Genomic DNA, 25892 nt, shown 5'->3' on the forward strand with positions numbered 1-25892 from the left:
GTGTTGGCTGACGAGTTCGAACCCGTCTCAAGTTAGTTTCACCTGACACGGCCCCCTATTGCTAGGTTCAATCCAGCCAATCGACTTCTAGCTCTTCGCGAAACGCAAAACGCTCCAAATGCTTGGCGAGAACACGCTTCAACCTCTCTAGGTTTTCATCCGTTTCCGCCCGAGCAGTCATGACCAACCCTTCGGCCTCTGTCCGTAGATCAGCCGTACCAAATTCGAATGCGATGGTGCCCGTCTCAGGCGTAAACGTCACCTCGGTTTTATGTCCGAAATGCTTACACAAGCGTTGCAGATAACTGCTGGCATTCTCGGTTGCGACCAGAGTTTCTGAAGAATTTGACATCGTCACCTCCCTTGGATGGGCGTTTCCGTTTAACAGGGGCATCTAGGCAATGAGCATCACCATTGAGCGGACATTTTAGCGTTTCAGCTTGAGCGGCAAGGACAAGGATAGAGCACATCCAAATACCAAATCTGCGCCCTGCCCTCGTTGGCTGGCTTCATCAGATCCCGGCAGCAAAGCGATATTGGGCCCATCGCACTACACAACGGGCCCGCAGAGTTCATAATCTTAGGCACATTCCAAAAGTAGCGTGCCTGCGCCGGTGTTCGAGATCGGAATGTGATAGTTCCGCGTGATCTCGGTGATGTTGTCACCCAGCGCGCCGCGCATCATCATCCACATCAGGAATTCTGTCCCCTGTGCACCGGCCTTCTCGACCAGTTCCATGCGCGAGATCTTGGTCAGTTCTTCCGGGTTGTGGCGGGGTTTTCGAGAACATCGACGACGTCATCCCCGCCGACGAACGCGCCGAGTTTATGGCCAAGTACAAATCCGCTGCCGGGTTCGCCCGCGACGCCCTGAACGCCGCTCTTAGAACGATCGAGATTGAGTAGAACTGTGCTGTCAGATACATACAAACTAGGCTGACCGTATCGTTTCATCGCTTTCATCAAGAATTTAAAGGCTGCACGCTTGTCTCGGCGCTTCGTCACGTAGCTTTCCAACACCTCCCCTTCGTGATCGATCGCTCGCTACAAGTAATGTCGCTCGCCGTTGATCTACACAAACACTTCGTCCAGGTGCCACTGCCATTGTGAGAAGGAGCGGAGTTGTTGGTTCCGGTGCTTCCGGATCTCAGCGGCAAACAACGGACCAAATCGGTTCCACCAAAAACAGATGGTTTCGTGACTTACCTCGATCCCGTGCTCGTTCAGAAGGACTTCCACATTTCGAAGCGAGAGTGGAAACCGGATATCCCGATTTAAGCTTCGGCCTGTGCTCTCAGACGAATTCGAACCAGTCTCAGCTAGGACAACACGACTGTCCTTTATGCAGCACAGAGACCGCGCCACTCGGTCAGAGCGGTGGTTCGGTTGAGCTTGAATTGATCTCTATTTGACAGGCACCGCTCATGATTGAAGTGGTTAAATATGGAGGCGTGGACGGCTACGAGTTTCTGTAAACTTCACATGCGCCTGAAACGCGACATGGCGCGTTCTCGTCGTCGAAACGGGAGATGAGAGTTCTCAATCCGGTTGTTCAAATAGCGCCCAGTGACCTGCTTCTCCGCATTGCCAATCTCCCGCATCGCAGCCCCGTAGGACCTTAGGCGATCGGTGACGACCACCTTTGGCTCGCCGTATCGTTTCATCGCTTTCTCCGGATCTCTGACGCGAACAACGGCCCAAATCTGTTCCACCAATATCTCACGGTTTCGTGGCTGATATCGATGCCACGCTCGTGCAGCAGGTCCTCCACATTCCGCAGTGAAAGTGGAAACTGAACATACATCATCACTGCAAGCTTGATGATCTCTGGGCTGGTTTTGAAATATTTGAAAGGGTCGTGTTTGGTCACGGCGGGAGGCTAAGTCAGCACCCTGCCCGCTTCAACCTAAGTTCTTCTGACACTGCCCGTCTCAGGGAAATACCCCATCGCCGCAACGCACGGAAATTGTGCGATGAATTCGCAAGAAACTCGTGACGGGATTTGAGAAGGGAATGACTGGCTGGGGTGGTAGGATTCGAACCTACGGTACGCGGTACCAAAAACCGTTGCCTTACCACTTGGCTACACCCCAACCGTGCGGGTGTAACTAGCCAAAGCAGAAACGGGGTGCAACCCCAAAAGTTTGCTTCTTGCAGGAATTTCGACGGGCCCACATCTTGCGCTAACACTCTGGATGCGTACATGCGGCGAGCGCGTATAGGATGCGCCATTCTCAGGCTGCCGATCGCGCATTCCTGTGCACATGCGTAGCCGGCAGACCCTTAAACCGGCCGTGCTTTCGCCAGAGAATCGAATGCTGCGAGTTCCGTCAGGAGTGCAGGCATCTGCTCAATGGGAATCATGTTTGGGCCATCCGACGGCGCGGCATCCGGATCCTGATGCGTCTCGATAAAAACACCGGCGACACCGACGGCCACCGCTGCGCGCGCCAGCACGGGTGCAAAATCCCGCTGCCCCCCCGAAGACGTGCCCTGCCCGCCGGGCATCTGCACCGCGTGGGTGGCGTCCATGATCACCGGATGCCCCAGTTCAGCCATCTGCGGCAGCCCACGCATATCGGTGACCAGCGTGTTATAGCCGAAGCTTGTGCCCCTTTCCGTCAGCAGGACCTGCTCATTTCCGGCCGATACCAGCTTGTCCGCCACATGCGACATATCCCACGGGGCAAGGAACTGACCTTTCTTTACGTTCACAGGCCTGCCGGTGCGCGCGGAAGCCACCAACAGATCGGTCTGACGGCACAGGAACGCCGGGATCTGCAGCGCGTCCGCGACCTCGGCCACCGGGGCGCACTGATCTGGTGAATGTACATCCGTGAGGACCGGTACTCCGGTTTCGGACTTAACCGCTGCCAGCATCTTCAGCCCGGCGTCCATCCCCGGGCCACGCTTTCCCTGTGCAGAGGTCCGGTTGGCCTTGTCAAACGAGGCCTTGAAGACAAATCCGACGCCCGCATCCGCGCAGGCCTGTTTCAGCCGCTCGGCTAAAAACAGGGCGTGATCGCGTGTCTCAAGCTGACAAGGCCCGGCAATCACCGACAAGGGCAGATGGTTGCCAAAGCGCACCGGGCCGATCGACACAACAGACATATCAGGACGAGATCTGTTCACGCAGGATCGACGCGGTCAGCGACAGCATCAGGTAGATGCCGGAAAAAATCAGGAACGCCAGAAGCGTGTTTTCAAACGCTTTGGGATAGGTCGGCTGGTCCGGTGCCACAGGGCTAACGTTGGTGGACAGATAGCGGGTCTGCTTGTTGGCTTCGATCCGGGCCACTTCCAATTGCTGCAACGCCTGTTGCATCAAAAGCGTCCGCGTTTCCAGATTGGTTTGCGCGATCCGCAACTGCCCACTGATGGACGCCAGCGACCCGTTTTCGCCCCCTGTATCCGTCAGCTTCCCGCGCAGTTCGGCAATCAAGGCTTCAAGCCGCGCAATATCACCCCGCACACCATCCACGCGGGCCTGGTTGGGATTGGCATTGTCCAGAAGTTGGTCCAACCGCAACCGCTTGTCCTGCAGTTGTAGTTCAAACGTGTTGATCTGCGACATCAAAGACGACGCGTCCGAGGTCGCATCGAACACACCAACGTCTTCCTGTAGCTTCAATACACGATCCTGCGCAGCCAGCATCTCGGCCTCGGCTTCTTCATAGCTGTCGAGCGCGCCTTGCATCTGATCCTCGCGTTTGCGCTGGGTCAGGTTGTCGACACGCTCTTCCGCGTAGGCGATCAGCGATTTCGAGTATTGTTCGCTGACCTCGGGCGAGGCGGCGATAACCTCCATCTTGATGATGCCCTCGGTCGGGTCGAAGCCGATTTTCACCCGCTTGCGATAAACCTTATAGGCGGTTTCGTTGCTGGCATCCGGATCAAGCCGCTGCACCACATCAATCGATGGATCACTGAAATGCTCTTTGAAGCCGACATCACGATCCAGTCGCAGCATCGCCTCGCGCGAGGTCAGATAGCCCTGCACACCGATACTGTCCTGACTTGAAGCAAGGCCGGTCCCGGCAAACAGCCCGGCGGCGCCCGTGCCGCCAGCCCCATCCGCTTGTTGGATCACAAACTCGGACTTTGTGGCGTACATCGGGGTGGCCACGTTGAAATAGTAATAGCCAGCTACAATCGATGGCAGCACCACGAAGAACGCCAGACGCAACAGGAGCATCCGCAGATTGCGGCGGCGGCGGCGGGAAATATCCTGCTGGATATCCATGACTGACCGCGCACGCGCTGCCGCATCCATCACGCCAGGCGCAGGGGCACTGGGCTGGACTGCGGGTTGCGGCAGGTTGGCGGCGTTTCGGTCGCCCTCCCCCTCGACCAGCTCCAACATGTTGGCACGCTTGAACGGGTCTATCCCGGCCTGCCGCAGCCGATAGACAGCCTCGTGATCGTCCTCGGCCTGGATGCCATGTTTTTGCGCGACCCGACGCGCCATCCGCAACTGCCGCGCGGTCAGACCCTCCTGACGCACCAATTCGATATCCGCGGCCTCATCGCCCCCGGTCGGATTAGTGCCGCGCTGCACGCGGACCCGTGGGGTTGGCGGCAACCCATCCTCTTGCGGACCAGCGGCCATTTCCTCGAGCGGGTTCAGTGGGCGATTTCGCGTATTGGCAGAGTTTTGAGCTGTATCCTGAACGGTCTGACCGGTCTGATCCGGCGCGCCAGCATCCGCGTCCTGCGCAACCTCAGCAGCATCCGCCTGCCCCGTTTGCGAGACAGTTCCGACACCTCGGCGGATGCGATAACGATTAGCCTTGGGTTTGGTAGTCATAGAGCTGCTTCGCTTCTTCCAAAGTCTCGAACTGGTAAAATTGGCCGTTTGTCAGAACGGCCGCCGAGTTACATAGTTTTTCCAGTGTCTTCGCCTGATGAGACACCACAATTACCGTGGCGTCTTTCAGCCGTTCCTGCAACACCTCGCCTGCCCGACGGTTAAATTCGGCATCTGTCGTGCTCGGCATGCCCTCATCGATCAGGTAGATGTCAAAATCCATCGCCAACAGAAGCGCGAAGGTGAACCGTCCCCGCATCCCCGCACTGTAGGTCGCTATCGGGAAGTCATAGTATTCTTCAAGGTCACAGAGCCAGCGAGTGAACGCCTCGAGATAATCGGGATCAAGCCCATAGAGCCGCGCAATGTGGCGGGCATTGTCGCGGGCAGACAGCTTGCTGACCACGCCCCCCATGAATCCCAAAGGAAACGAGATCCGGCACCCGCGTACAATCTCGCCCTCATCCGGCTTTTCCAGCCCGGCCATCATGTTGATCAGTGTGGTTTTGCCTGTGCCGTTTGGGGCGAGAATGCCCAGCGAATTGCCCAACTCAACCCGGAAGGACGCCTGGTCCAAAATGACCTTGCGCTGTTTCCCGGTCCAAAAGGACTTGCTGACATTCCTGAATTCGAGCATTCGCGCTCCGATACCTGAAGTGGTCCCACTACTCTTAGGCCGACTTTCTTAATTAAGAGCTATAGGCCGCCATTTCGGCGAAACTATGTCTGTTTTCACAAGAAATCTAGCGTGTGACGGCGTGAAACAAAGGGGAAAGCGCCAGAAAATCTGACGCTTTCCATAAGTATCAGTGGGCAGCTATGGCAGCCCAAGGCCCGGGATCGGGATCAGCCGTGCTGTTTTTCAACCCGCAAGAGTTTGCCGGCGATGAAGGACAGAGCCACCGCACCAAAGCTGAACAGCGCCCCCATTTTGGCAGCGTCCTGCACCGGTCCCGGTGCGAAAGCGACCGAGGCCACGAAGAGCGACACGGTAAAGCCGATCGCGGCGACAAAGCCAATCACGATCAGGTCGACCAGCCGCATACCCGCAGGAAGGCCAAGTCGCATCGGCCCGACCGCGATCCATCCCATGATGAAGACCCCGATGGGTTTACCGATGATCAGGCCTGCCAGCACCAGCCAGGTGGCTTCGCCGATGGCACCAAACTCGACGCCCGCGTTCAGAAGGCCGAAGAAGAACAGCACGATGTCGACCGGGATGGCCAACGAGTGCTCCATCTGGTTCAGCGTGTCCGTCAGATACTTTTCCGCCTCCGAGAAGATACCGAAGGCGCGGTCGGCATGCGGGATGGCCGGGATCACCGGAAGCAGGCCCAGCGCCGGGTGGATGCCAGCCTGTGCAAAACCGTACCAGCTGATGCAGCCCGCGATGGCGTAGGGAATCCAGCCCAGTTTCTTGCGCACGAAAGTCGAGTACTGGCGCAACTGATCGCCCCGATCTTTGTGGCGCGGCAACCAGTTGAACAGCACAAACACGATGACCGACGCAGCAACAGACAGCAGCAGCCATTCCGGTGCCAGCTCGCCCGAGGGATAGAAGATCGCCAGAATGATCAGACCTGCCGCATCGTCCGCGATGGCCAGAAGCAGCAGGAAGCGCACCGCCGGGTGGCCTGCGCCGAAGACCAGACGGCCGACCAAATAGCTGAACGCAATATCCGTTGCGGTCGGGATCGCCCACCCGCGCGACACCGCGTCAAAGGTGCTGGAACCAAGGAAGTAAGCAATGCCAAGATAGACCGCGATCGGACCGATCATGCCGCCAGCCGTGGCCACCAAAGGAGTCGCGGCTTTCTTGCCGCGCAGGCTGCCATTTTTCAGAATGACGGCCTCCCACACCTCTTTACCGGCGATGGCAAAGAATAGGGCCATCAGCATGTCATTGATCAGGTAGTGGAAGGTCAGTACCTTCTCGACATCGCCGTACTCAAAGTACTCTGCGCCATGCCCATAGGCCTTTTCCCAGTACCCGATGTCGATACCGATCCAGCCGTTAAACCACAGAGGATACTCGACAAAATGGTGATACGAATGGGGGTCAATATTTGCCCAAACCAACGCAATCAAAGCACCACTGATAAGAAGAATGGAATAGGTGGTGATAAAATTCCACACACGATACATGGCGTTCCCCGTTCGGTCTTATTCTTGTAAACAGGCCGCACCCCAGCTGCTACGCGGGGATGCGACCGCATCCTGTTACAATTGGAAATAATTCATTTGCCGTCAAACAACAACAGGGGGCCAGCAATTCTCCGCTTGCCAGCCCCCCTTGTCATTCACGTTCACGCGATGGCGCTCCAGCCAATACCAGCCAGAACGGCACCCACAACCGCGATGCCCAGATAGGCGGCAAAGACCCGCGGCTTGACCAAGGCCCAGACCGCGATGGCTGCAGGGATACAGCTGACACCTCCTGCGATGACAAAGGACATGGCGGCGCCATTGGACATGCCTTGCTCAAGCAGTGCTGCCACCATCGGAACGGCGGCATAGCCATTCAGATAAGCTGGCGCGCCAACGATTGCCCCCAGCAGGATCGGCCCAAGGCCGGTTCCACCCAGAACCTGCGCCACAAGGTCCGCAGGGATGTAACGCAGCATCAGCGCCTCAATCATATAGGCCAGAAGCAACCACTTCCCTAGGAACAGAGCGTTCTCGACGGCGGCGGTCTTGAATGTGTCGCGGCGATTTGCCTCGGTCCAGAACTTCCAGTTCACGTCGCCCGAATACACGTCTGCGCCGGTTCCGCAGGACGAGCTGCAGCAAGACTTGACCGGCGCGTTCTTCAGCGGATCAGCAAACACGGCAGAGGTTGCGAAGGTTTTCACGATGAAACCACCCAGAAGCCCGATGCCCACAGCCGACACCAGCTTGGCCGTGGCAAACCCCGTACCCAACGTGCCTGCCGTGATGGCGAACATCGCCGGGTCCATCAGGGGCGAGGACAACCAGAAGGCCATGACCGCCGACAGCGGCGCCCCCACGGCCAGAAGGGCCGCGATGAACGGGATCACCTCGCATGAACAGAAGGGCGACAGGCCGCCCGCAAAGGCCGCAAGCACGATCATGCGCGTCTCACGCCCTTCAAAGGCGCGGGCCAGCAGGTTTTCGGCCCCAGTGGATTTCAGAAACGCCACCGCGAGGATCGCAAAGAGGATAAACGGTGCCGTGTGGCCAAGTGCCGTCAGCGCGAAACGCAGCATCGGCATGACTTCGGCCGGGTCCACAAGTGCAAGGATCAGCGGCACCAGCAGGACAAATACCCAAGCCCAATCCGGTTTGAACCGCCGTGGCGGTTGGGTTTGCGTCGTCTCAGCCATGATTGTGGCCCTCTCCTTCAGCGCAATCTGCGCAGCATTCTGACAAAAGGTAATCCGACAGGGCCCGCATGACGTCATATTCCGCAGCCGCGCAAATGATCGAGCGCCCTTGTTTTTCCTGTGTTACCAAGCCTGCAGCGGCAAGGATTTTCATGTGATGGGTCAGGGTCGAGCCCGTGATACCACAACGTTCGCCCAGCGCGCCGATGGTCAGCCCTTCCGGGCCTGCCCGTACCAAGGTGCGCAAAACGCTTAGGCGATGTTCCGACCCAAGGGCCGCGAACTGCGATGCAAAGACATCAACGTCTTTGGGGGATTGGGATTCGTGTTTCATATTTCTAGAAATATCGAAATAAATGCGTGACGCAAGATATATTTCGACAAAACTAGAAATATTGAAATCTCCACGAACCCTTTCTAGGCTGCGCCCATGACCGACCTGAACGCCCAGATCATGTCCTGCACCCTCTGCGCCACCCGTTTCGCCCAGACGGAAACCGCTCACACGCCGCGCCCCGTGGTGTGGTTTCAGCCCGGTGCGCGGATCAGGGTCATTGGGCAAGCGCCGGGGATGCGCGTGCATAAATCGGGCGTGCCATTTGACGATCCCTCGGGCGATCGGTTGCGGCAGTGGATGGGTGTGGATCGAGACGTCTTCTATGACCGCGCGCGTATTGCCATCACGCCGATGGCCTTTTGTTTCCCAGGCTATGACGCCAAAGGATCCGACCTTCCGCCACCGCCGCTTTGCGCCAAGACATGGGCCGACCATGTGGATCAGGCGTTGGGCGACATCCCCCTCACCCTGCTTGTCGGGGGCTATGCGCAGGCCCGCCATCTGGGCCGCGGCAAAGGTGTCACCGCCACGGTAGCCAATTGGCGCGCCCATGCGCCGCGGCTCTTCCCCTTGCCACATCCGTCTTGGCGCAATACGGGTTGGCTGAAGAAAAACCCGTGGTTCGAGGCCGAACTTCTGCCCGAACTACAAAAGCAGGTCGCCATCGCGCTGACCGCATAGCCGGAGATTGCCATGAGCGAACCCACGCAACTGGACCACGCCCACGCCGCCATGCAGGCAGACTTGAACGATGATGCAGCACGGTTGCGGTTTTACGAACGGCTGGCGGATCGCGAGTTGTTCCTGCTTTTGTCCGCCGAACCGCAGGGCGAGGATATCGAACCCGAACTGTTTGAACTCGAGACCGAGAAATACGTGCTGGTCTTTGACCGCGAGGATCGACTCGCCGAGTTCGTCGGCGCCCCCGCCCCCTACGCCGCCCTTCCGGGCCGTATCATCGCGGGGATGCTATCTGGTCAGGGCATCGGGCTTGGCGTCAATCTGGGCGTCGCGCCTTCATCCATCCTGATCCCGGCTGAGGCGATGGATTGGCTGGCCCAGACGCTTTCGAGCGCGCCGGACGAGGTCGAGGCGCAGATCACCGAGATCCTGCCCCCGTCTGCCCCCGAAGTCTTGCTGAACGCTCTGGCGGAAAAACTGGGCTCTGCCGGTGGCTTGGCCCAATACGCTTGTTTGGCCGCCGTCGGCCACGCGGACGGTCGCCGCGGACATCTTCTGGCCTTCGTCAACCCGGCAGAAGGCGCGGAACGCGCTCTGGCCGGCGCAGCGAACGAGGCGCTGACCTTCTCGGGCATCGATGTAGGAGAGCTGGACGTCGGCTTTTTCGCCGAAGCGGATGAGATCGCACAGAAACTGACCACCATCGGCCTGCGCTTTGACCTGCCCGCGCCAGAGGCCCGCGAACGGCTCGCCCCGGTTGCCCCCGGCTCGAACCCCGAGAAACCACCGATCCTGAAGTAATCCGCAGACGATCCGGGCAACACAAAAAGAAAAGGGCGCAGAAACTCCGCGCCCTCCCCCACCAGGAACGCCCCCGGCAAAGCCGTATTCCTAGGTTAGTGTCTCGACCAGTATTTTGGAAAAGTGGCAACTTGATGTCACAATTCTATGACATTCTTGCCTGACACGAAAAAGTGAGTGCGGCATCAACAATACGCCCCGCGCCCAGCTATTGTTTACTTTTTGGCTTCTAGCGCATCCAAACGCGCCTTCAGCGCTTCGTTTTCTTCGCGGGCTTTCTGCGCCATAGCACGCACCGCGTCGAATTCTTCGCGGGTCACGAAATCACGATCTGCCAGCCAGCGATCCATCCAGCTTTTCATCGCGGTTTCAGCTTCGTCCTTCGCGCCCTGCGCCACGCCCATGGCGTTGGTCATCAGCTGGGAAATGTCGTCAAAAACCTTGTTGCGCGTCTGCATCTGCTTCTCCTCGCTTGAGCTGCCCCCTATATGGGGCTTTGCGCAGGCAGAGACAAGGTTGACTTGCCCCGAAGAAGAGGTTCAACAACGACCCATGTATATGGCCATCCCCTTTCCCAATATCGGGCCCGAGATCTTTTCGATTGATCTGGGCAGCTTCACCTTTGCTCTGCGCTGGTACGCGATGGGTTATCTTGTGGGGATCGCGATTGGCTGGTGGATCATCGCCCGCGCACTGGCCCGTCCAGCGCTGTGGCGGGGCGAGCCGCCGATGACGAAGGCGCAGCTCGAAGATCTGGCCACATGGATCATCCTCGGCATCATCGCGGGTGGCCGACTGGGCTTCGTCGCCTTCTATCAACCGGAATACTATCTGGCGAACCCGCTGGACATTCTAAAGATCTGGCAGGGCGGCATGTCCTTCCACGGCGGATTTCTGGGCGTAATTGTTGCCGTATGGCTGTTTAGCCGCCGGAATGGGCTGCTGACAGCCTCGATCGCCGACCTTCTGGCCATCGCCGCACCCATTGGCATCGGCCTTGTGCGCGTCGCAAACTTTATCAATGCCGAGCTCTGGGGCCGCCCAACCACCGCCCCGTGGGGTGTGATCTTCCCCGGTGAATACGCCCAGAACTGCCCAGGCTGGGACGCCGCACTTGGTGCCTGCGCCCGCCACCCCAGCCAGCTTTACGAGGCGCTGCTCGAAGGTGCTGTTCTGGCGATTGCCCTTCTCTATCTGGCCTATCGCCGCGGCTGGCTGAAAACCCCGGGCCGCCTGACTGGCCTGTTCTTCTTGGGCTACGGCCTGTCTCGCTTCATCGTCGAGTTCTTCCGTCAGGCCGATGCGCATTTCATTACACCGGACAACCCGTGGGGCCATGTGATCCGTCTGGGCGACCTGGGCATCACCATGGGCCAGACCCTGACGCTGCCGATGATTGCGATTGGTATCGCCACGCTGATGTGGGCCAACCGGCGGGCATCCGAATGAGCGCTTTAGAAAAGCAACTTATTGGTCGCATTTCAAAAGTAGGCCCCATCTCGGTCGCTGACTATATGGCCGAATGCCTGCTGCATCCTGAGCACGGATATTACGCCACCCGCGATCCGTTCGGCAAAAAAGGCGACTTCACCACCGCGCCCGAGATTAGCCAGATGTTCGGCGAAATGCTGGGCCTTGCGCTGGCGCAAGCGTGGCTTGACCAAGGCGCCCCGTCGCCCTTTACACTGGCCGAGCTTGGGCCGGGACGCGGCACCTTGATGGCCGACATTCTGCGCGCCACCAAAGGCGTGCCGGGATTCCATGCCGCCGCACAGGTGCATCTGGTCGAGGCCTCGCCCGTGCTCCGCGCCCATCAGGTTAAGCGACTGTCGCCTACTCAAGTGACCCATCACGATAGCATCGGCAGCCTGCCCGACGCGCCCTTGTTTCTTGTGACGAACGAGTTCTTCGACGCCCTCCCCATCCGCCAATACCAACGCGATGGCGACGGCTGGCGCGAAGTTCAGGTGGGGCTTGAGGGCGATAATCTCGCACTGGGCCTGACCGCCCCCCTGCCCGTTCCGGCTCTGGATCACCGGCTGGAGGACACGAAAGATGGCGACGTTGTTGAGATTTGCACCCCTGCCCAAGGTGTCATGTCCAAGCTGGCGCATTTCATCGACACGCAGGGCGGTGCCGCGTTCATCATCGACTATGGCGATTGGCGGTCGTTGGGGGATACGTTTCAAGCGCTGAAGAACCACACGCCAGTGTCGGTGCTGGACACACCGGGTGAAGCAGACCTGACCGCGCATGTTGATTTCGAGGCCTTGGCCCGCGCCGCTACCCCCCTGACAGCGCACCAAATGACCCCGCAGGGCGTGTTTCTGGAACGTCTTGGCATCACCGCCCGCGCACAGGCCTTGGCTGGACAGCTCAGCGACGATGCGCTGGACAGCCATATCGCGGCACACCGGCGCTTGACGCACCCGGACGAAATGGGGACGCTCTTCAAAGTGCTGGGACTGACTCGCGCCGACGCGCCTGATCTGCCCGGCCTTGATCGCAACTGAACACAGGCCCACCCGGATGGCACTCGAGATCCTGACCTCTGACGCCCTTGGCCAAACACGGCATGGGTTCTTCACCCGCAAGGGCGGCGCGTCCTCGGGCGTATATGCCGGACTGAACTGCGGCAGCGGCAGCAAAGATCAAGCCGAGCTGGTTCAGATCAACAAAGACCGCGTGGCGCAGGCGCTGGACGTGGCGCCCAGCCATCTGTGCGGCGTCTATCAGGTGCATTCGCCGGATGTGGTCGTGGCAGAAGGTCCGATCACCGGTGACAAACCCCACGCAGACGCGGTTGTGACCGCCACACCGGGGCTGGCCCTGTCGATCCTGACCGCAGATTGCCAACCGGTCCTATTCGCAGACCCCGACGCAGGCGTAATTGGTGCCGCGCACGCAGGTTGGAAAGGCGCGCTTGGGGGCGTGCTGGAAGCCACGCTCGACGCAATGGAAGCGCTTGGCGCGACCCACGCCAACGTCACCGCCGTCATCGGCCCGACGATTAGCCTTGAGGCCTATGAGGTCGGCCCCGAATTCCGCGAGGCCTTTACCGCTGAAGACACAAGCTATGACCGCTTCTTCACCGACGGAGACGGCGACCGCGCCATGTTCGACCTGCCTGCTTTCGGCCTGCATCGTCTGACCGCGGCGGGGGTCAAACATGCAGAATGGACGGGCCACTGCACCTATTCCGATCCCGAGCGGTTCTACTCCTATCGCCGCACCTGCCACCGGAACGAACCGGACTATGGCCGTCTGATCTCGGCGATCCGGCTGTAACACGCCAAACAAAAATGCCGCCAACGATGTGGGCGGCATTCCAGCACTCGACAGCGATGTAATTCTTACGGCGTGTCTTCCATCCGCGCTTCCAGCACGTCAAACGGCACGCCCGGCTCGTCCTTGGCGCCACGAATGACCAGCGATGTTTTCACCGAGGCCACGTTCTCGGCGGCGGTCAGTTGTTCGGTCAGGAAGCTCTGGAAGGTCGACAGGTCGGGAGCGACACATTTCAGGATGAAGTCCACCTCGCCATTCAGCATGTGGCATTCGCGGACCAGAGGCCAGTGGCGGCACTGTTCCTCAAACGCGGACAGGTCAACCTCGGCCTGACTGACCAAGCCAACCATCGCGAAAACCTGCACCTCGAAGCCCAGCGCGCGGGCATCCACATCCGCGTGATAGCCCCGGATCAACCCATGTTCTTCCAGCGTACGCACACGCCGCAGACAGGGCGGTGCGGAAATCCCGACACGTTTGGCCAGTTCCACGTTGGTCATGCGACCGTCGGCCTGAAGTTCGGCCAGAATCATACGGTCGATAGGATCAAGTTTGCTTGCGGACATTGAATTGCCTTCTGATGAGCATCCGGTGGCGCGCCAATTGGCGGCATTCGTTCGGAAATTGCGCAGAGACTATATCTAGACGTTGCATTGCGCAACAATCTTTCGCACCCGCGCAACATCATTTCTTGAAGATTTCGCCATCGACATCCTCACAGGGTCGCGACGGGCCTTGGCTCGGGCCTTTCAATACAGGTCCAGCTCGCTTATATGCGTCACGAACCAAGAATGCTCAAGGAAGTTCCAATGTCCGAGACCCGCCATACCAAAGTTCTGATCATCGGCTCCGGCCCCGCTGGTTACACCGCAGGCGTCTACGCCTCGCGCGCCATGTTGGAGCCGATCCTTGTGCAAGGCATGGAGCCGGGTGGCCAGCTGACCACCACGACCGAAGTCGAGAACTATCCTTCCTTCATCGACATCCAAGGCCCCGAGCTGATGATGAAGATGGAAGAGCATGCCCGCGCCATGGGGACCGAGGTGATCGGCGACTTGATCGTGGATCTGGACATCTCGAAACGCCCCTTTACCGCCAAGGGTGATAGCGGCACGATCTACACCGCCGATGCCGTCATTCTGGCGACCGGCGCCCGTGCCAAGTGGCTGGGGCTGGACAGCGAAGAGAAATTCAAGGGCTTTGGCGTCTCGGCCTGTGCAACCTGTGACGGCTTCTTCTATCGCGGCGAGGAAATCGTCGTGGTGGGCGGCGGCAACACCGCTGTCGAGGAAGCGCTGTTCCTGACCAAGTTTGCCTCGAAAGTGACGCTGATCCACCGCCGCGATACGCTGCGTGCGGAAAAGATCCTGATCGACCGCCTGATGAAGAACGAAAAGATCGTGCCCCTGTGGGATCACACGCTGGAAGAGGTCGTGGGTGACGAAAACCCGCTGGGCGTTACCGGCGTGCGCGCCAAGCATGTGAAGACCGGCGAGATCACCGAGATCCCGGCGAAGGGCGTCTTCATCGCGATCGGCCACGCGCCCGCCAACGAGTTGGTGAAGGACACGCTGGAAACTCATATGGGCGGCTACGTGGTGACCAAGCCGGATTCGACCGCGACGTCTGTCCCCGGCGTCTTCGCCGCCGGTGACCTGACAGACCACAAGTACCGCCAAGCTGTGACCTCGGCCGGCATGGGCTGCATGGCCGCGTTGGAAGCCGAGCACTTCCTGTCTGAAAACGAATAAGGCCAAGAGCCTTCACGAAACACACCCAAAGGCGGCCTCTCGGTCGCCTTTTTCGTGCCTGCCAGAACGCAAACGTCCCGCTACGCCCTCCGAATTCAAAACACTGTTCCCTAATCCACACAGTCTTAGCGACATTCCCCGTAAATTAGAATCCTGCCGAAATACTCCTTTGCTGGGCAGTTATTTCATGCGATGCGTTCACGCGTGAACACACTTTGAGTCGCAAGACATGTCGTCAACCGAAGCCAAACCCACCCCCGGGGAAGAGGATCAGCTCTTCCGGCTCCTGCGCCAATTGGATACGGCGCCGGAAGCATCGCAGCGCGCGCTCGCGTCCGCCATTGGGGTGTCCCTGGGGCGGCTGAACGCGCTTCTGCGCGCGGCGGTCGATGCCGGGCTGATCACGATCAGCGAGCGCGATGGCTCCGACAAGCGCCAGCGGTTTGCCTATTCGCTGACCGCACGCGGCGCATCCGAGAAGGTGCGGCTCACAGACATTTTTTTGAACCGCAAGCTTGCCGAATATGACGCATTGCACGCGGAACTAACCGGTACAACCAGCGGCCTGGTTCCGCTTAAACACAGGACCAATCTTATGGAACACAACCTTGCTCCGATCCCCGAGCTCTATGTCAGCCATGAAAGCGCGCAGAAACTGAAAGTTGAAGCTGCGGATCTGACCAGCCACGACCTGACCCCGCGCCAGATCTGTGACCTTGAGCTTCTGATGAACGGCGGCTTCAACCCGCTGAAAGGCTTCCTGACCGAGGAAGACTATAACGGCGTTGTGGAAAACATGCGTCTGGCCGATGGCCAACTGTGGCCGATGCCGATCACGCTGGACGTGTCGGAAGACTTCGCCGCCTCGATCGAGCTGGGTCAGGACATCGCCCTGCGCGACCAAGAAGGCGTCATTCTGGCCACCATGACCGTGACCGACCGCTGGGAGCCGAACAAGGCCCGTGAAGCCGAGAAGGTCTTTGGCGCCGATGACGACGCCCACCCGGCGGTGAACTATCTGCACAATCAGGCTGGCAAGATCTATCTGGGTGGCCCGGTTGTCGGCATCCAGCAGCCCGTCCATTATGATTTCCGCGCCCGTCGCGACACCCCGAACGAGCTGCGCGCCTATTTCCGCAAGCTGGGTTGGCGCAAGATCGTGGCCTTCCAGACCCGCAACCCGCTGCACCGCGCGCACCAGGAACTGACCTTCCGCGCCGCGAAAGAGGCGCAGGCCAACCTGCTGATCCACCCGGTTGTCGGCATGACCAAACCCGGCGACGTGGACCACTTCACCCGCGTGCGCTGCTACGAAGCCGTGCTGGACAAATACCCGGCATCGACCACCAGCATGTCGCTTCTGAACCTGGCCATGCGTATGGCCGGCCCGCGTGAAGCTGTGTGGCACGGTCTGATCCGCAAGAACCACGGCTGCACCCACTTCATCGTTGGTCGCGACCACGCTGGCCCCGGCAAGAACTCGGCTGGTGAAGACTTCTATGGCCCCTATGACGCACAGGATCTGTTCCGCGAGCATCAGGCCGAGATCGGCATCGAAATGGTCGACTTCAAGCACATGGTCTATGTGCAGGAACGCGCCCAATACGAACCGAATGACGAGATCAAGGATCGCGACAACGTCACCATCCTGAACATCTCGGGCACCGAACTGCGCCGCCGCCTGTCGGAAGGTCTGGAGATCCCCGAGTGGTTCTCGTTCCCTGAAGTGGTCAAAGAGCTGCGCCGCACCAAGCCGCCGCGTTCGAAGCAGGGCTTCACCGTGTTCTTCACCGGCTTCTCGGGCTCGGGCAAGTCAACCATCGCCAACGCGCTGATGGTGAAACTGATGGAACAGGGCGGCCGCCCCGTGACACTGCTGGATGGTGACATCGTGCGTAAAAACTTGTCGAGCGAGCTTGGCTTCTCGAAAGAGCACCGCGACCTGAACATCCGCCGCATTGGCTACGTGGCCTCGGAGATCACCAAGAACGGTGGTATCGCGATCTGCGCGCCCATCGCGCCCTACGCCACCACCCGCCGCGCCGTGCGCGAGGATATCGAACAGTTCGGTGCGTTTGTGGAAGTGCACGTCGCAACCTCGATCGAGGAATGCGAACGCCGCGACCGCAAGGGTCTGTATAAACTGGCCCGCGAAGGCAAGATCAAAGAGTTCACCGGCATCTCGGACCCCTATGACGTGCCGGTTAACCCGGAACTGTCGGTCGAGACCGAGAACGTCGACGTCGACAACTGCGCCCACCAGGTTCTGTTGAAACTGGAAAGCATGGGTCTGGTGAAAGCCTGATCACAAACACATCCAAAGAAAAGCCCGGCCATTGCGCCGGGCTTTTTGTTGTGGGGCTTTGCCCCCGCGTGAAGGCCGTTTGGCCTTCACACTCCCCCAGGATATTTGGGGCAAGAAAATGAGGGGCGCTAGGTGCTCAGCCCATCCGGCATTGGGTTCCAGTCGAAATAGGCTTTGACGATCCCGTGGTCAGACGCGCCCAGTTCCTCTTCAAAGCTCTCGCGGTTCAGGTGGTCGTTGATCACCTCCATCTCGCGGAAGGACCACAGGCGCTTGCGCGAGTGGTCGTAGAATTCCTCGCTGACCAGAATATGGTCGAGGCTTTCGCGCTTATGCTTGTAAACATGGGTGTAATAGACATGCCGCATGGATCGGTATTGTTGCAGCCGTTCGACGGAATAGAGGCCCTTATCGGAGGTCAGCCCCGCGCGGCTTTTCTGCACCATGCGATAGGTCGGTTGGTCCGAAATCAGCTCGTTCGTCACCGACATTGTGTCGTCGTTCAGGTCACCCATCACGATGGTGGGCGAGATGTCGTCTTCGTCTTCGGACTTCATCCAACCATCCAGAAGCACCCGCAGCGCACCGGCCTCCATCACGCGGCGGATATGGGCCAGTGACGATTTCGCGTGTTTGGCGTGGTGTTGCAGGATCAGGGGTTGCGGCTGCGCGAAGGACACGCGGGCCGGGCCTTTGGATTTCAGATGCGCCACCACCACGCGCACTTCGGGCGGCTTGGGGCCAGTGCCTTCGGGCTGGATCCGCGCCACCAGCAAGGGCCGCGAGAATTTGTTGATGGTGATGGTGACCTCTTCTTCGGCCCCAGCAGTCTCGCGCACCTTGTCGAACCGGAACTGCGGCGGGAAATCCGCGTGCCAGCCGCCATCGACCAGCTGCGCGTTGCCGTCCCGATCCTTGCGCACCGCCAAAGCAACCTGAGGCCGCCCCCGCCCCGGCGCGTCCCGCGCCACGAGGTCATAGTCATTGGTCAGCCCCGCCTCGGCGAAACATTCGCGTAAGGCGACAACGGACCAGAGCTCCTGAAAGGCGATGATTTCGGCGTCGACCTCTTTCAGGCGCGCGGCAGTCCACTTGATCTTGCGCTGGTAATGGGCGCGGCCTTCGGCGTCGTCCTCGATATGCGGACGGTTGGAATAGGTAATCCCGCCGGGAACCTGTAGATTGAAAAGATTGATCGTCGCGAAGCTTAAATCGCGCATATTCGCACGGGCCATGGCAAAGTCCTCCTGAAATCAACTTCAGGAAGAATAGCATGATTCTATGCGATTGCATGACAGGGGGAGAGGTTCGCCCTTTTTGACCTAGGCTTTGTTGATCGTGATGGTCTGCACCACAGTCTCTGGCTCGGCCCGTTCAAGATCGATATGCAGAAGCCCGTTTTCGGTTTTGGCGCCCACAACCTCGACCCCTTCGGCCAGCACGAAGCTTTTCATGAACTGGCGCGATGCGATGCCCCGGTGCAGGTACACCCGGCCTTCATGTGTGTCGCCCTGCGATCCGCGGATCACCAGCTTGGCGTTCTCGACCGTGATCGACAGATCGTCATCCGCAAACCCAGCCACGGCCAGCGTGATCCGATAGGCCCGGTCCGAGACCTGTTCGATATTGAAGGGGGGATAGCCGTCCTTGCCGGATTTCGCGGCCTGTTCGACCATGCGCTCTAGCTGTTCAAAGCCCAACAGAAAGGGATGCGTTCCCAAGCTTACTTTTGTCATCGACACGTCCTTGAATAAGCGACACGTTTGATATGGCCCCCGCAGGCGACCACATCTTGAATATGGGTGTCCCTCCAATCAGTTGCAAGGCGGCTTTTGCTTGGCGACCCCCCCCGGCAGACGTTATGGTCAGGCAACCACTCACGAGACTGACTCGCACATGAGCAATGCCAAAGAAATGAAGACCGACGACGTGCTCCGCGTGGAGCTCGAGGTCTTCCGCGCCGAACACCGGGATCTGGACGAAGCCATCCACGCGCTTGAGGAAAGCGGGCGGGCGGATCAGTTGCGCCTGCGTCGCTTGAAAAAGCAGAAATTGGCCCTGAAAGACAAAATCGCCCGGATCGAGGACAAATTGACCCCGGATATCATCGCCTGATTGCAACGCAGCATTGCATCGCAGGGCGTGAAGCCTGTAAGGAAACGCCAACTGACGCAAGGGATGCGAGGGACACATGACGGACGTGAAAGTCGGGATCATTATGGGCAGCCAGTCGGACTGGCCCACGATGAAAGAAGCCGCCACCATTTTGGACGAGCTGGGCATCGCCTATGAGACCAAGATCGTCTCGGCGCACCGCACTCCGGACCGCTTGTGGGACTACGGCAAGACCGCAGCGGATCGCGGGCTGCATGTGATCATCGCAGGCGCAGGTGGCGCGGCGCACCTGCCCGGCATGATGGCGTCGAAAACCCGCGTTCCTGTTGTGGGCGTGCCGGTGCAGACGCGTGCACTTTCCGGTGTCGACAGCCTCTATTCCATCGTGCAGATGCCCAAGGGCTTCCCGGTCGCCACCATGGCCATCGGAGCGGCTGGTGCTGCCAATGCGGGTCTGATGGCGGCGGGCATTCTGGCCGTGTCGGACGCGGATCTTGCAACCCGGTTGGACGCGTGGCGTGACGCGCTGTCGGCCTCGATCCCGGATGAGCCCTCGGATGACTGATATGCTGCAAACAGGCGCCACGATTGGTATTCTTGGCGGCGGCCAGCTTGGCCGCATGCTGTCGGTCGCGGCGTCCCGTCTGGGCTTCAAGACCCACATCTTTGAGCCGGGCGCCAACCCGCCAGCCGGTCAGGTCGCCGACCGTGTGACTACCGCAGGCTATGACGACATCGCCGCGCTTGAAGCGTTTGCTGCTTCCGTCGATGTCATCACCTATGAATTCGAAAACATCCCCACCACCGCGCTGGACGCGCTGGAAGCGCACAAACCGATCCGCCCAGGTCGCGAGGCGCTGCGCGTCAGCCAGGACCGCTTGACCGAGAAGGACTTCCTGTCCGGTCTGGGCCTGAAGGTCGCGCCCTATGCAAACGTGGAAAGCGCCGAGGATATGGCCGCTGCGGTTGCGCAGATCGGCGCGCCCTCGATCCTGAAAACCCGCCGCTTTGGCTATGACGGTAAGGGACAGGCACGGCTGAAATCGGATGCGGATGCCGACGCGGCACTAGCCGACATGCAGGGCGCGCCCGCCGTGCTGGAAGGCTTTGTGAATTTCAGCCACGAGGTCAGCGTGATCGCCGCGCGTGGCACCGGCGGCGACGTCGCCTGTTTCGATCCCGGCGAGAACATCCACAAGGACGGCATTCTGGACACCACGACGGTGCCTGCCAACCTGACCGCGTCGCAGCGGATGGACGCGGTGCTTTTGGCCGCAAACATCCTGAACGCGCTGGACTATGTTGGCGTCATGGGGGTCGAGCTGTTTGTCACGCCGCAAGGGCTGATCGTGAACGAGATTGCCCCGCGCGTGCATAACTCGGGCCACTGGACCCAGCAGGGCTGCACCATTGATCAGTTCGAACAGCACATCCGCGCCGTGGCCGGTTGGCCTCTGGGCGACGGCTCGCGCTATGCCGACGTTGTGATGGAAAATCTGATCGGTGACGACATGGATCGGGTGGCTGACATTGCCAAGGAAGGCAACGCCTCGCTTCACCTCTACGGCAAGGCCGAGGTGAAACCCGGGCGCAAAATGGGCCACGTGAATCGCATCACGCCCCGCCAAAGCTAATCCCAATACAATGAAACACAGATCGCCCGCGAGAGATCAGCGGGCGATTTTCTTTTTTTCGTCAACAGTTTTGACGCAAAACCACCTTTGCGTATCCCTCCGCGACAATACCGCCCCCAAATGGGCGATACGCCACACCGCACCAGATATGGCCAAATTATTAGTTCCCACATCAACATTTTGTATATAAAAAAGGGCAATCTTCTTTCTGCGATTAAATACGAGTACTACCGATGATGAAGTCTGCCTGCCTGTTGACCTGTGCCACCGTCCTTTTCTCAGCTGGAACCGCACAAGCCGGATCCCTTAGTGATCCCCTGATCGAAACGCCTGTTACCACCCTCGCCGTGGAAGACAGCAAGCCGTGGCAAGGTGCCTATGTTGGGGGCGCCCTTGGATATCATTTCGCTGGTGGCGACCGGGTCGGGATTGACCCTGTAGCCAGCCCTTCCTTTAGCGCCGGAGAGCTGGACATCAGCGGCCTCGCCGTATCCCTGCGCGCCGGCTATCGCTGGCAGTTCAACGACTTCGTTGTTGGCAGCGAGATCGCCGTTGAAGGCGGACAAGTGGAAGACGACTTCACAAACGGAGGCTACAGCGGGTCGACAAAACTGAACCACGCGCTTTCGGTTCGCTTGAAAGCAGGCGTTGCCTCGAAATTCTTTGACTCGTTCATCTACGGAACCGTTGGCCTGTCGCGCGCCGAGTTTGACTACGTCGTCTCAGGCACGGGTGCAGGTGGCCCGGTGTCCTTCAATGACACTTACTCGACCAACGGCTACATCCTTGGCGTGGGCTTCGAGCGTCCGCTTTCGGATCGGTGGACCCTGACCGGCGAATATGAATACGTCAATTTCGGCAAGGACGAACTGACGGATGGTGCGGGAAGCACCACAATTGCAACGCCGCTGTTCCACACGATCAAGCTGGGTGTGAACTACAACTTCTAAGCCAAGTGGCGCGCCTTGAATGGCGCGCTTAGGCCAGCCTGCGGAAGGGGCGCAGAAATGCCCCCAGAAGCAGCGACACGATCAACCAACCGCCAACATAGCCGATCCCGGCACATAAAAGGCCGTCTGCCGTCACGGGTACGGCCGGGCGGTATTCGTTCCACGTGCGTTCAACCAGATCCACATCGCGGAAGTGCCACAGCTTGGTCAGGCGCATCAGGGGCTCGGTACCCTTGAGCGCCGCATAGGACGCATCCAGACGATCGTAGCGGTCAAAATTGTCCTGCATCTGGTCGCGCAGATCATTCTGGAAGTCCGACCCGCTCATCTGATCCAGCGCTTCCTCACGGGAATAGCCAGCCGCCTTCGCGGTCAGGTCAAAGCCAGTGGTGATCACCTTCAGTTCTGTCCGTGCGCCGGACAGGCGCTGCATGTATTGCTGCGTGAACTCGGGGAATTGGCTAAGCGCCACGGCGCCTGCCAAGCCGCCAATCATGGCCAGAGTACGGATCATGGTCTGCTCTCACTTCTGTGGTGTGTTTTCCCAACACTACCGCAGGGCAGCTTCCCCCGTCAAAGGGGCCGTATTGGAAGTTGGTCCCCCCTGCCCCAGAAGCGACCCCAAGAAAAAAGCCCTCGGAGATCCGAGGGCTTTCTTGTCTTACAGGCCGGTCACACGGTGCGGCTCGTAGATCTCGATGATCTTGGCGATGGCCGCTTCCGGCGTCATCTCTTCGCTTTCGCCGGTGCGGCGGCTGGTCACTTCGACCACACCGTTTTTCAAGCCACGCGGCCCGACAGTGATGCGCCATGGCAAACCGATCAGGTCCATGGTCGCGAACTTGCCGCCAGCGCGTTCTTTGCGGTCGTCATAGAGCGGCTCAAGCCCTGCATTGGTCAGTGCCTTATAAAGCGCCTCGCACGCCTCATCGGCAGCTTCATCGCCCTGCTTCAGGTTCACAATACCACAGTGGAACGGGGTCACGCCCTCGGGCCAGATGATGCCGTTGTCGTCATGCGAGGCTTCGATGATTGCACCCAGCAAGCGGCTGACGCCAATCCCGTGCGAGCCCATATGGACCGGAACCTGTTTCTGTTCGCTGTCGATCACTTTGGCGTTCATAGCTTCGGAGTATTTGGTGCCGAAATAGAAGATCTGACCAACTTCGATCCCGCGAGCCACGCGACGACGGTCCTCGGGAACCTCGTTGAAGATCGCTTCATCATGCGTCTCGTCCGTGCGCGCGTATTTCGAGGTGAACTCTTCCAGCACGCCCTGACATTGCGCCACGTCATCATAGTCGATCTCGCGGTCGCCAAAGGTCAAATCGGTCACGGCGCTATCATAGAACACTTCCGACTCGCCGGTTTCGGCCAGCACCAAAAACTCGTGCGTATAGTCGCCGCCAATCGGGCCACCATCGGCGCGCATCGGGATGGCTTGCAGGCCCATACGTTCGTAGGTGCGCAGGTAGCTGACAAGGTGACGGTTATATGCGTGCAGCGCGTCTTCCTTGGTCAGGTCGAAATTGTAGCCGTCCTTCATGTAGAACTCGCGCCCGCGCATCACGCCGAAACGCGGGCGGATCTCGTCACGGAATTTCCACTGGATTTGATAGAGGGTCAGCGGCAGGTCCTTATAGCTCGACACATTCGAGCGGAAGACGTCGGTAATGACCTCTTCGTTGGTGGGACCATACAGCATGTCGCGGCCGTGGCGGTCCTCGATCCGCAGCATCTCTTCGCCGTAATCGTCGTAGCGACCACTTTCGCGCCACAGGTCGGCAGGCTGGATCGTGGCCATCTGCATCGGGATGTGACCCGCGCGGATCTGCTCTTCGTGCACGATGTTTTCGATCTTGCGCAGGACTTTGAAGCCCAGTGGCAGCCAGGTGTAGATGCCGGCAGCTTGCTGTTTGATCATGCCGGCCCGCAGCATGTAACGGTGGCTGACAATCTGGGCGTCTGCCGGAGTTTCTTTCAACACGGGCAGGAAATAGCGGGACAGGCGCATAGTGACCTCTGTTCATTCATTCGTCCCAAGCGGTCTACGCCATTGGACGGGCCGGGGCAATCGTCCAATGTCACTTGCGTGAATGCGACGGGAACGGGTCGTTATTGGGATTGCATTCCATATTTCCGGTGTCAGGTTAGCGGTACCAACAGGAGACCCCAATGAGCGACACCATTCTGGAACCCGCACGCCACACACCGATCATTCACCGCACTGATGTGCTGGTGGTGGGCTCTGGTCCCGGTGGGTTGGCGGCTGCCTTGGCGGCAGCGCGCGCAGGGGTCGAGGTGACGCTCTTGGATCGCTTTGGTTGCTTTGGCGGCAACATCACCACCGTCGGGGTCGAGGGCTTCGCTTGGTATCGCCACGAACAGACCGTCGAAGCGGGCGGCATCGGGCGCGAATTCGAAGACCGCGCGAAAGAGATGGGCGCCGCCGTCCCGGAAAGCCAGTCCCTGTCGTATGAACTGGACAGCGAAGGGTTCAAGCTGGTGGCGGACCGACTGGTGGAAGAGGCAGGCATCCACCCCATGCTCCACCGCACGTTCGTGGCCCCCATCGTGGACGGCAACGCGATCACAGGCGTGATCGTCGAAAGCAAAGCGGGACGCGAGGCGATCTTGGCCAAACGCGTTGTTGACGCCACAGGCGACGCGGATATCGCGCAGATGATGGGCGCGCCGACGATTAAGACTCCGGTGGAAAAGATGCAGGCGGCATCCGTCATGTTCCACATCGCAGGCGTCGACAAGCAGCGCTTCATGGAGGGCGTGCGCGCTGATCCGCAAACCTATGCCGACTGGTCCTCGGGCGAATGGCAGGTCGAAACCGACGGGAAAGAGGACGCGATGTTCTCGCCCTTCCTTGGCAAACCGTTCGAGGCCGCAATCCGCGACGGTCTGATCCCACCCCATCTGAACACCATTGGCGGCACATGGGGCGCGGTCCATGACAGCGGCGAGATGACCTATATGAACCTCGTCCATCTGGCGGGGATTGACGGAACGGATCCCGACAGCATGACCAAGGGCGAGATCGAGGGGCGCAAGCAGGCGATGCTCGCCATCGACGCGCTACGTGCCTATACGCCGGGCTGCGAAGGCGCGCGGCTGCGCAACTTTGGCATGACCATCGGCATTCGCGACACGCGCAAGATCGATGCGATCTATAACATGACCGAAACAGACGCCCGCGCGCAGGGCCGGTTCGACGACACGATCGGCATCTATCCGGAATTCATTGACGGCTACGGCGTGCTGATCCTGCCCACCACGGGTCGCTATATGCAGGTGCCGTACCGTGCGATGCTGCCCAAAGGGGTTGAAGGTCTGCTGGTGACAGGCCGCGCCATTGGTGGCGACAAGATCGCCCACGCCGCCACACGCAACATGGCCTGCTGCGCGGTGGCCGGACAAGGCGCTGGCATCGCTGCTGCGCTGTCGATCAAGTCAGATGTCGCGCTGGATCGGGTGGATGTCACTGCCGTACAGGCCGAGCTGACGCGGCAGGGCGTGCGCATTCACTGATCAAATTGACCCGCCCAGACCGACCTTCACCTTCTTGGTCGTGTGCGGAGAGATCTTACCGTCTTTATAGACCACGCCAAGCCCAGCCTCACCTGACAGGGTCACACCGGGCTCGCTCCGTTCGTACTGATGCCCTTCGCAGGCGGCAAGCAGCAGGGACATGGCGATGGCGGCAAACGCTGTCTTGTTCATGGGTCGTCCTTTCCGGGTCTGTCGGCGATATTGACCCTAACAAGCAGAGAAAACGCAAGCCGAAACCGAAAATGGACGCAATAACCTGCCGATAGCAACGATCCACATATTTCGCCCTCCCCTTGAAAACCCCGGTGGCTTGGGCGA

The 25892-nt window shown here is 59.6% G+C and carries 27 protein-coding genes, 1 tRNA gene and 2 pseudogenes; 12 read left to right on the forward strand and 18 right to left on the reverse strand.

The genetic code is table 11. The features are described 5' to 3' along the window. Positions 1–67 precede the first annotated feature (67 nt). From EOL43_RS07520 to EOL43_RS07575, 11 genes and pseudogenes are all read right to left on the reverse strand, one after another. The gene (locus EOL43_RS07520; RefSeq protein WP_133487149.1) at positions 68–352 is read right to left on the reverse strand and encodes a DUF2218 domain-containing protein; all 285 of its coding nucleotides are present in this window, start codon (positions 350–352) and stop codon (positions 68–70) included. 228 nt (positions 353–580) lie between these two features. Continuing rightward, a complete protein-coding gene (locus EOL43_RS07525) occupies positions 581–739 on the reverse strand; it encodes a hypothetical protein (protein ID WP_133487151.1) in 159 nt (52 codons plus the stop codon). 176 nt (positions 740–915) lie between these two features. Beyond that, a pseudogene (locus EOL43_RS07535) lies at positions 916–1266 on the reverse strand (IS6 family transposase); the annotation flags it as partial. A gap of 74 nt (positions 1267–1340) precedes the next feature. Then, positions 1341–1870 (reverse strand): annotated as a pseudogene (locus EOL43_RS07540) (IS6 family transposase). Between the two features lie 148 nt (positions 1871–2018). After that, positions 2019–2093 (reverse strand) — tRNA-Gln (locus EOL43_RS07545). A gap of 190 nt (positions 2094–2283) precedes the next feature. Next, positions 2284–3111 carry a 3-deoxy-8-phosphooctulonate synthase gene (gene kdsA, locus EOL43_RS07550; RefSeq protein WP_133487153.1) on the reverse strand — a complete coding sequence of 276 codons (828 nt, stop codon included), beginning with the start codon at positions 3109–3111 and terminating at the stop codon, positions 2284–2286. A 1-nt stretch (position 3112) separates the two neighbouring features. Next, entirely contained in the window at positions 3113–4807 is a 1695-nt protein-coding gene (locus EOL43_RS07555) for a KpsE/RkpR family capsule polysaccharide export protein (RefSeq protein WP_133487154.1), read from the reverse strand. After that, complete coding sequence (locus EOL43_RS07560) at positions 4785–5444, reverse strand: ABC transporter ATP-binding protein (protein ID WP_133487156.1); 660 nt, start codon at positions 5442–5444, stop codon at positions 4785–4787. Before EOL43_RS07560 ends, EOL43_RS07555 begins: the two co-directional genes overlap by 23 nt. A gap of 209 nt (positions 5445–5653) precedes the next feature. Then, entirely contained in the window at positions 5654–6952 is a 1299-nt protein-coding gene (locus EOL43_RS07565) for a Na+/H+ antiporter NhaA (protein ID WP_133487158.1), read from the reverse strand. Positions 6953–7113: 161 nt separating this feature from the next. Next, positions 7114–8151: a permease gene (locus EOL43_RS07570; protein WP_133487160.1), complete on the reverse strand. Its 1038-nt coding sequence runs from the start codon at positions 8149–8151 to the stop codon at positions 7114–7116. Further along, entirely contained in the window at positions 8144–8485 is a 342-nt protein-coding gene (locus EOL43_RS07575) for an ArsR/SmtB family transcription factor (RefSeq protein ID WP_133487162.1), read from the reverse strand. The genes EOL43_RS07570 and EOL43_RS07575 overlap by 8 nt, the downstream gene beginning before the upstream one ends. A 96-nt stretch (positions 8486–8581) precedes the next feature. On the opposite strand from EOL43_RS07575, the gene EOL43_RS07580 reads away from it, so the two are divergent. Next, positions 8582–9169 carry a uracil-DNA glycosylase family protein gene (locus EOL43_RS07580; protein WP_133487164.1) on the forward strand — a complete coding sequence of 196 codons (588 nt, stop codon included), beginning with the start codon at positions 8582–8584 and terminating at the stop codon, positions 9167–9169. Between the two features lie 12 nt (positions 9170–9181). Then, on the forward strand, positions 9182–9970 hold the full coding sequence (locus tag EOL43_RS07585; RefSeq protein ID WP_133487166.1) for an SseB family protein: 789 nt from the start codon (positions 9182–9184) through the stop codon (positions 9968–9970). 215 nt (positions 9971–10185) lie between these two features. Here EOL43_RS07585 and EOL43_RS07590 read toward each other — a convergent pair whose 3' ends face one another. Further along, positions 10186–10428: an accessory factor UbiK family protein gene (locus EOL43_RS07590; RefSeq protein WP_133487168.1), complete on the reverse strand. Its 243-nt coding sequence runs from the start codon at positions 10426–10428 to the stop codon at positions 10186–10188. Between the two features lie 94 nt (positions 10429–10522). On the opposite strand from EOL43_RS07590, the gene lgt reads away from it, so the two are divergent. The 3 genes from lgt to pgeF are packed head-to-tail and all read left to right on the forward strand — an operon-like array spanning position 10523 to position 13258. Beyond that, positions 10523–11419: a prolipoprotein diacylglyceryl transferase gene (lgt, locus tag EOL43_RS07595; protein WP_133487170.1), complete on the forward strand. Its 897-nt coding sequence runs from the start codon at positions 10523–10525 to the stop codon at positions 11417–11419. After that, positions 11416–12483, forward strand: a complete 1068-nt coding sequence (locus EOL43_RS07600; protein WP_133487172.1) for a class I SAM-dependent methyltransferase — start codon at positions 11416–11418, stop codon at positions 12481–12483. Before lgt ends, EOL43_RS07600 begins: the two co-directional genes overlap by 4 nt. Before the next feature lie 16 nt (positions 12484–12499). Beyond that, positions 12500–13258 (forward strand): peptidoglycan editing factor PgeF, encoded by a 759-nt coding sequence (gene pgeF / locus EOL43_RS07605; RefSeq protein ID WP_133487174.1) that lies wholly within the window; start codon positions 12500–12502, stop codon positions 13256–13258. Positions 13259–13323: 65 nt separating this feature from the next. On the opposite strand, the gene EOL43_RS07610 is transcribed toward pgeF, so the two are convergent. Further along, positions 13324–13824, reverse strand: coding sequence for an Lrp/AsnC family transcriptional regulator (locus tag EOL43_RS07610; protein WP_133487176.1), 501 nt, complete (start codon positions 13822–13824; stop codon positions 13324–13326). A gap of 243 nt (positions 13825–14067) precedes the next feature. On the opposite strand from EOL43_RS07610, the gene trxB reads away from it, so the two are divergent. Continuing rightward, positions 14068–15009, forward strand: a complete 942-nt coding sequence (gene trxB, locus EOL43_RS07615) for a thioredoxin-disulfide reductase (RefSeq protein WP_133487178.1) — start codon at positions 14068–14070, stop codon at positions 15007–15009. 229 nt (positions 15010–15238) lie between these two features. After that, a complete protein-coding gene (locus EOL43_RS07620) occupies positions 15239–17314 on the forward strand; it encodes a bifunctional sulfate adenylyltransferase/adenylylsulfate kinase (RefSeq protein WP_133487180.1) in 2076 nt (691 codons plus the stop codon). 128 nt (positions 17315–17442) lie between these two features. On the opposite strand, the gene EOL43_RS07625 is transcribed toward EOL43_RS07620, so the two are convergent. Further along, positions 17443–18549 carry an endonuclease/exonuclease/phosphatase family protein gene (locus tag EOL43_RS07625; RefSeq protein WP_133487183.1) on the reverse strand — a complete coding sequence of 369 codons (1107 nt, stop codon included), beginning with the start codon at positions 18547–18549 and terminating at the stop codon, positions 17443–17445. Between the two features lie 87 nt (positions 18550–18636). Further along, positions 18637–19050 (reverse strand): Hsp20 family protein, encoded by a 414-nt coding sequence (locus EOL43_RS07630; RefSeq protein ID WP_133487185.1) that lies wholly within the window; start codon positions 19048–19050, stop codon positions 18637–18639. 160 nt (positions 19051–19210) lie between these two features. On the opposite strand from EOL43_RS07630, the gene EOL43_RS07635 reads away from it, so the two are divergent. From EOL43_RS07635 to EOL43_RS07650, 4 genes are all read left to right on the forward strand, one after another. After that, a complete protein-coding gene (locus EOL43_RS07635) occupies positions 19211–19429 on the forward strand; it encodes a YdcH family protein (RefSeq protein WP_108855770.1) in 219 nt (72 codons plus the stop codon). A gap of 76 nt (positions 19430–19505) precedes the next feature. After that, positions 19506–19994 carry a 5-(carboxyamino)imidazole ribonucleotide mutase gene (gene purE / locus EOL43_RS07640; protein ID WP_133487186.1) on the forward strand — a complete coding sequence of 163 codons (489 nt, stop codon included), beginning with the start codon at positions 19506–19508 and terminating at the stop codon, positions 19992–19994. Then, positions 19987–21063 carry a 5-(carboxyamino)imidazole ribonucleotide synthase gene (locus tag EOL43_RS07645; protein ID WP_133487188.1) on the forward strand — a complete coding sequence of 359 codons (1077 nt, stop codon included), beginning with the start codon at positions 19987–19989 and terminating at the stop codon, positions 21061–21063. The genes purE and EOL43_RS07645 overlap by 8 nt, the downstream gene beginning before the upstream one ends. A 233-nt stretch (positions 21064–21296) precedes the next feature. Further along, positions 21297–22013, forward strand: a complete 717-nt coding sequence (locus EOL43_RS07650) for an outer membrane protein (RefSeq protein ID WP_133487190.1) — start codon at positions 21297–21299, stop codon at positions 22011–22013. Positions 22014–22041: 28 nt separating this feature from the next. On the opposite strand, the gene EOL43_RS07655 is transcribed toward EOL43_RS07650, so the two are convergent. Together EOL43_RS07655 and proS are read right to left on the reverse strand one after the other, a co-directional pair. Beyond that, positions 22042–22527, reverse strand: coding sequence for a DUF2937 family protein (locus tag EOL43_RS07655; RefSeq protein WP_133487192.1), 486 nt, complete (start codon positions 22525–22527; stop codon positions 22042–22044). Between the two features lie 147 nt (positions 22528–22674). Next, positions 22675–24027 carry a proline--tRNA ligase gene (proS, locus tag EOL43_RS07660; protein WP_133487194.1) on the reverse strand — a complete coding sequence of 451 codons (1353 nt, stop codon included), beginning with the start codon at positions 24025–24027 and terminating at the stop codon, positions 22675–22677. A 161-nt stretch (positions 24028–24188) separates the two neighbouring features. Here proS and EOL43_RS07665 point away from each other — a divergent pair, with 161 nt between their 5' ends. After that, a complete protein-coding gene (locus tag EOL43_RS07665) occupies positions 24189–25553 on the forward strand; it encodes an FAD-dependent oxidoreductase (RefSeq protein WP_133487196.1) in 1365 nt (454 codons plus the stop codon). Here EOL43_RS07665 and EOL43_RS07670 read toward each other — a convergent pair whose 3' ends face one another. Continuing rightward, the gene (locus EOL43_RS07670; RefSeq protein ID WP_133487197.1) at positions 25554–25745 is read right to left on the reverse strand and encodes a hypothetical protein; all 192 of its coding nucleotides are present in this window, start codon (positions 25743–25745) and stop codon (positions 25554–25556) included. Between the last annotated feature and the right edge of the window lie 147 nt (positions 25746–25892).

It is taken from the genome of Aliiroseovarius marinus, assembly GCF_004360145.1.
In the GTDB taxonomy this organism is placed as follows: Bacteria; Pseudomonadota; Alphaproteobacteria; order Rhodobacterales; family Rhodobacteraceae; genus Aliiroseovarius; species Aliiroseovarius marinus.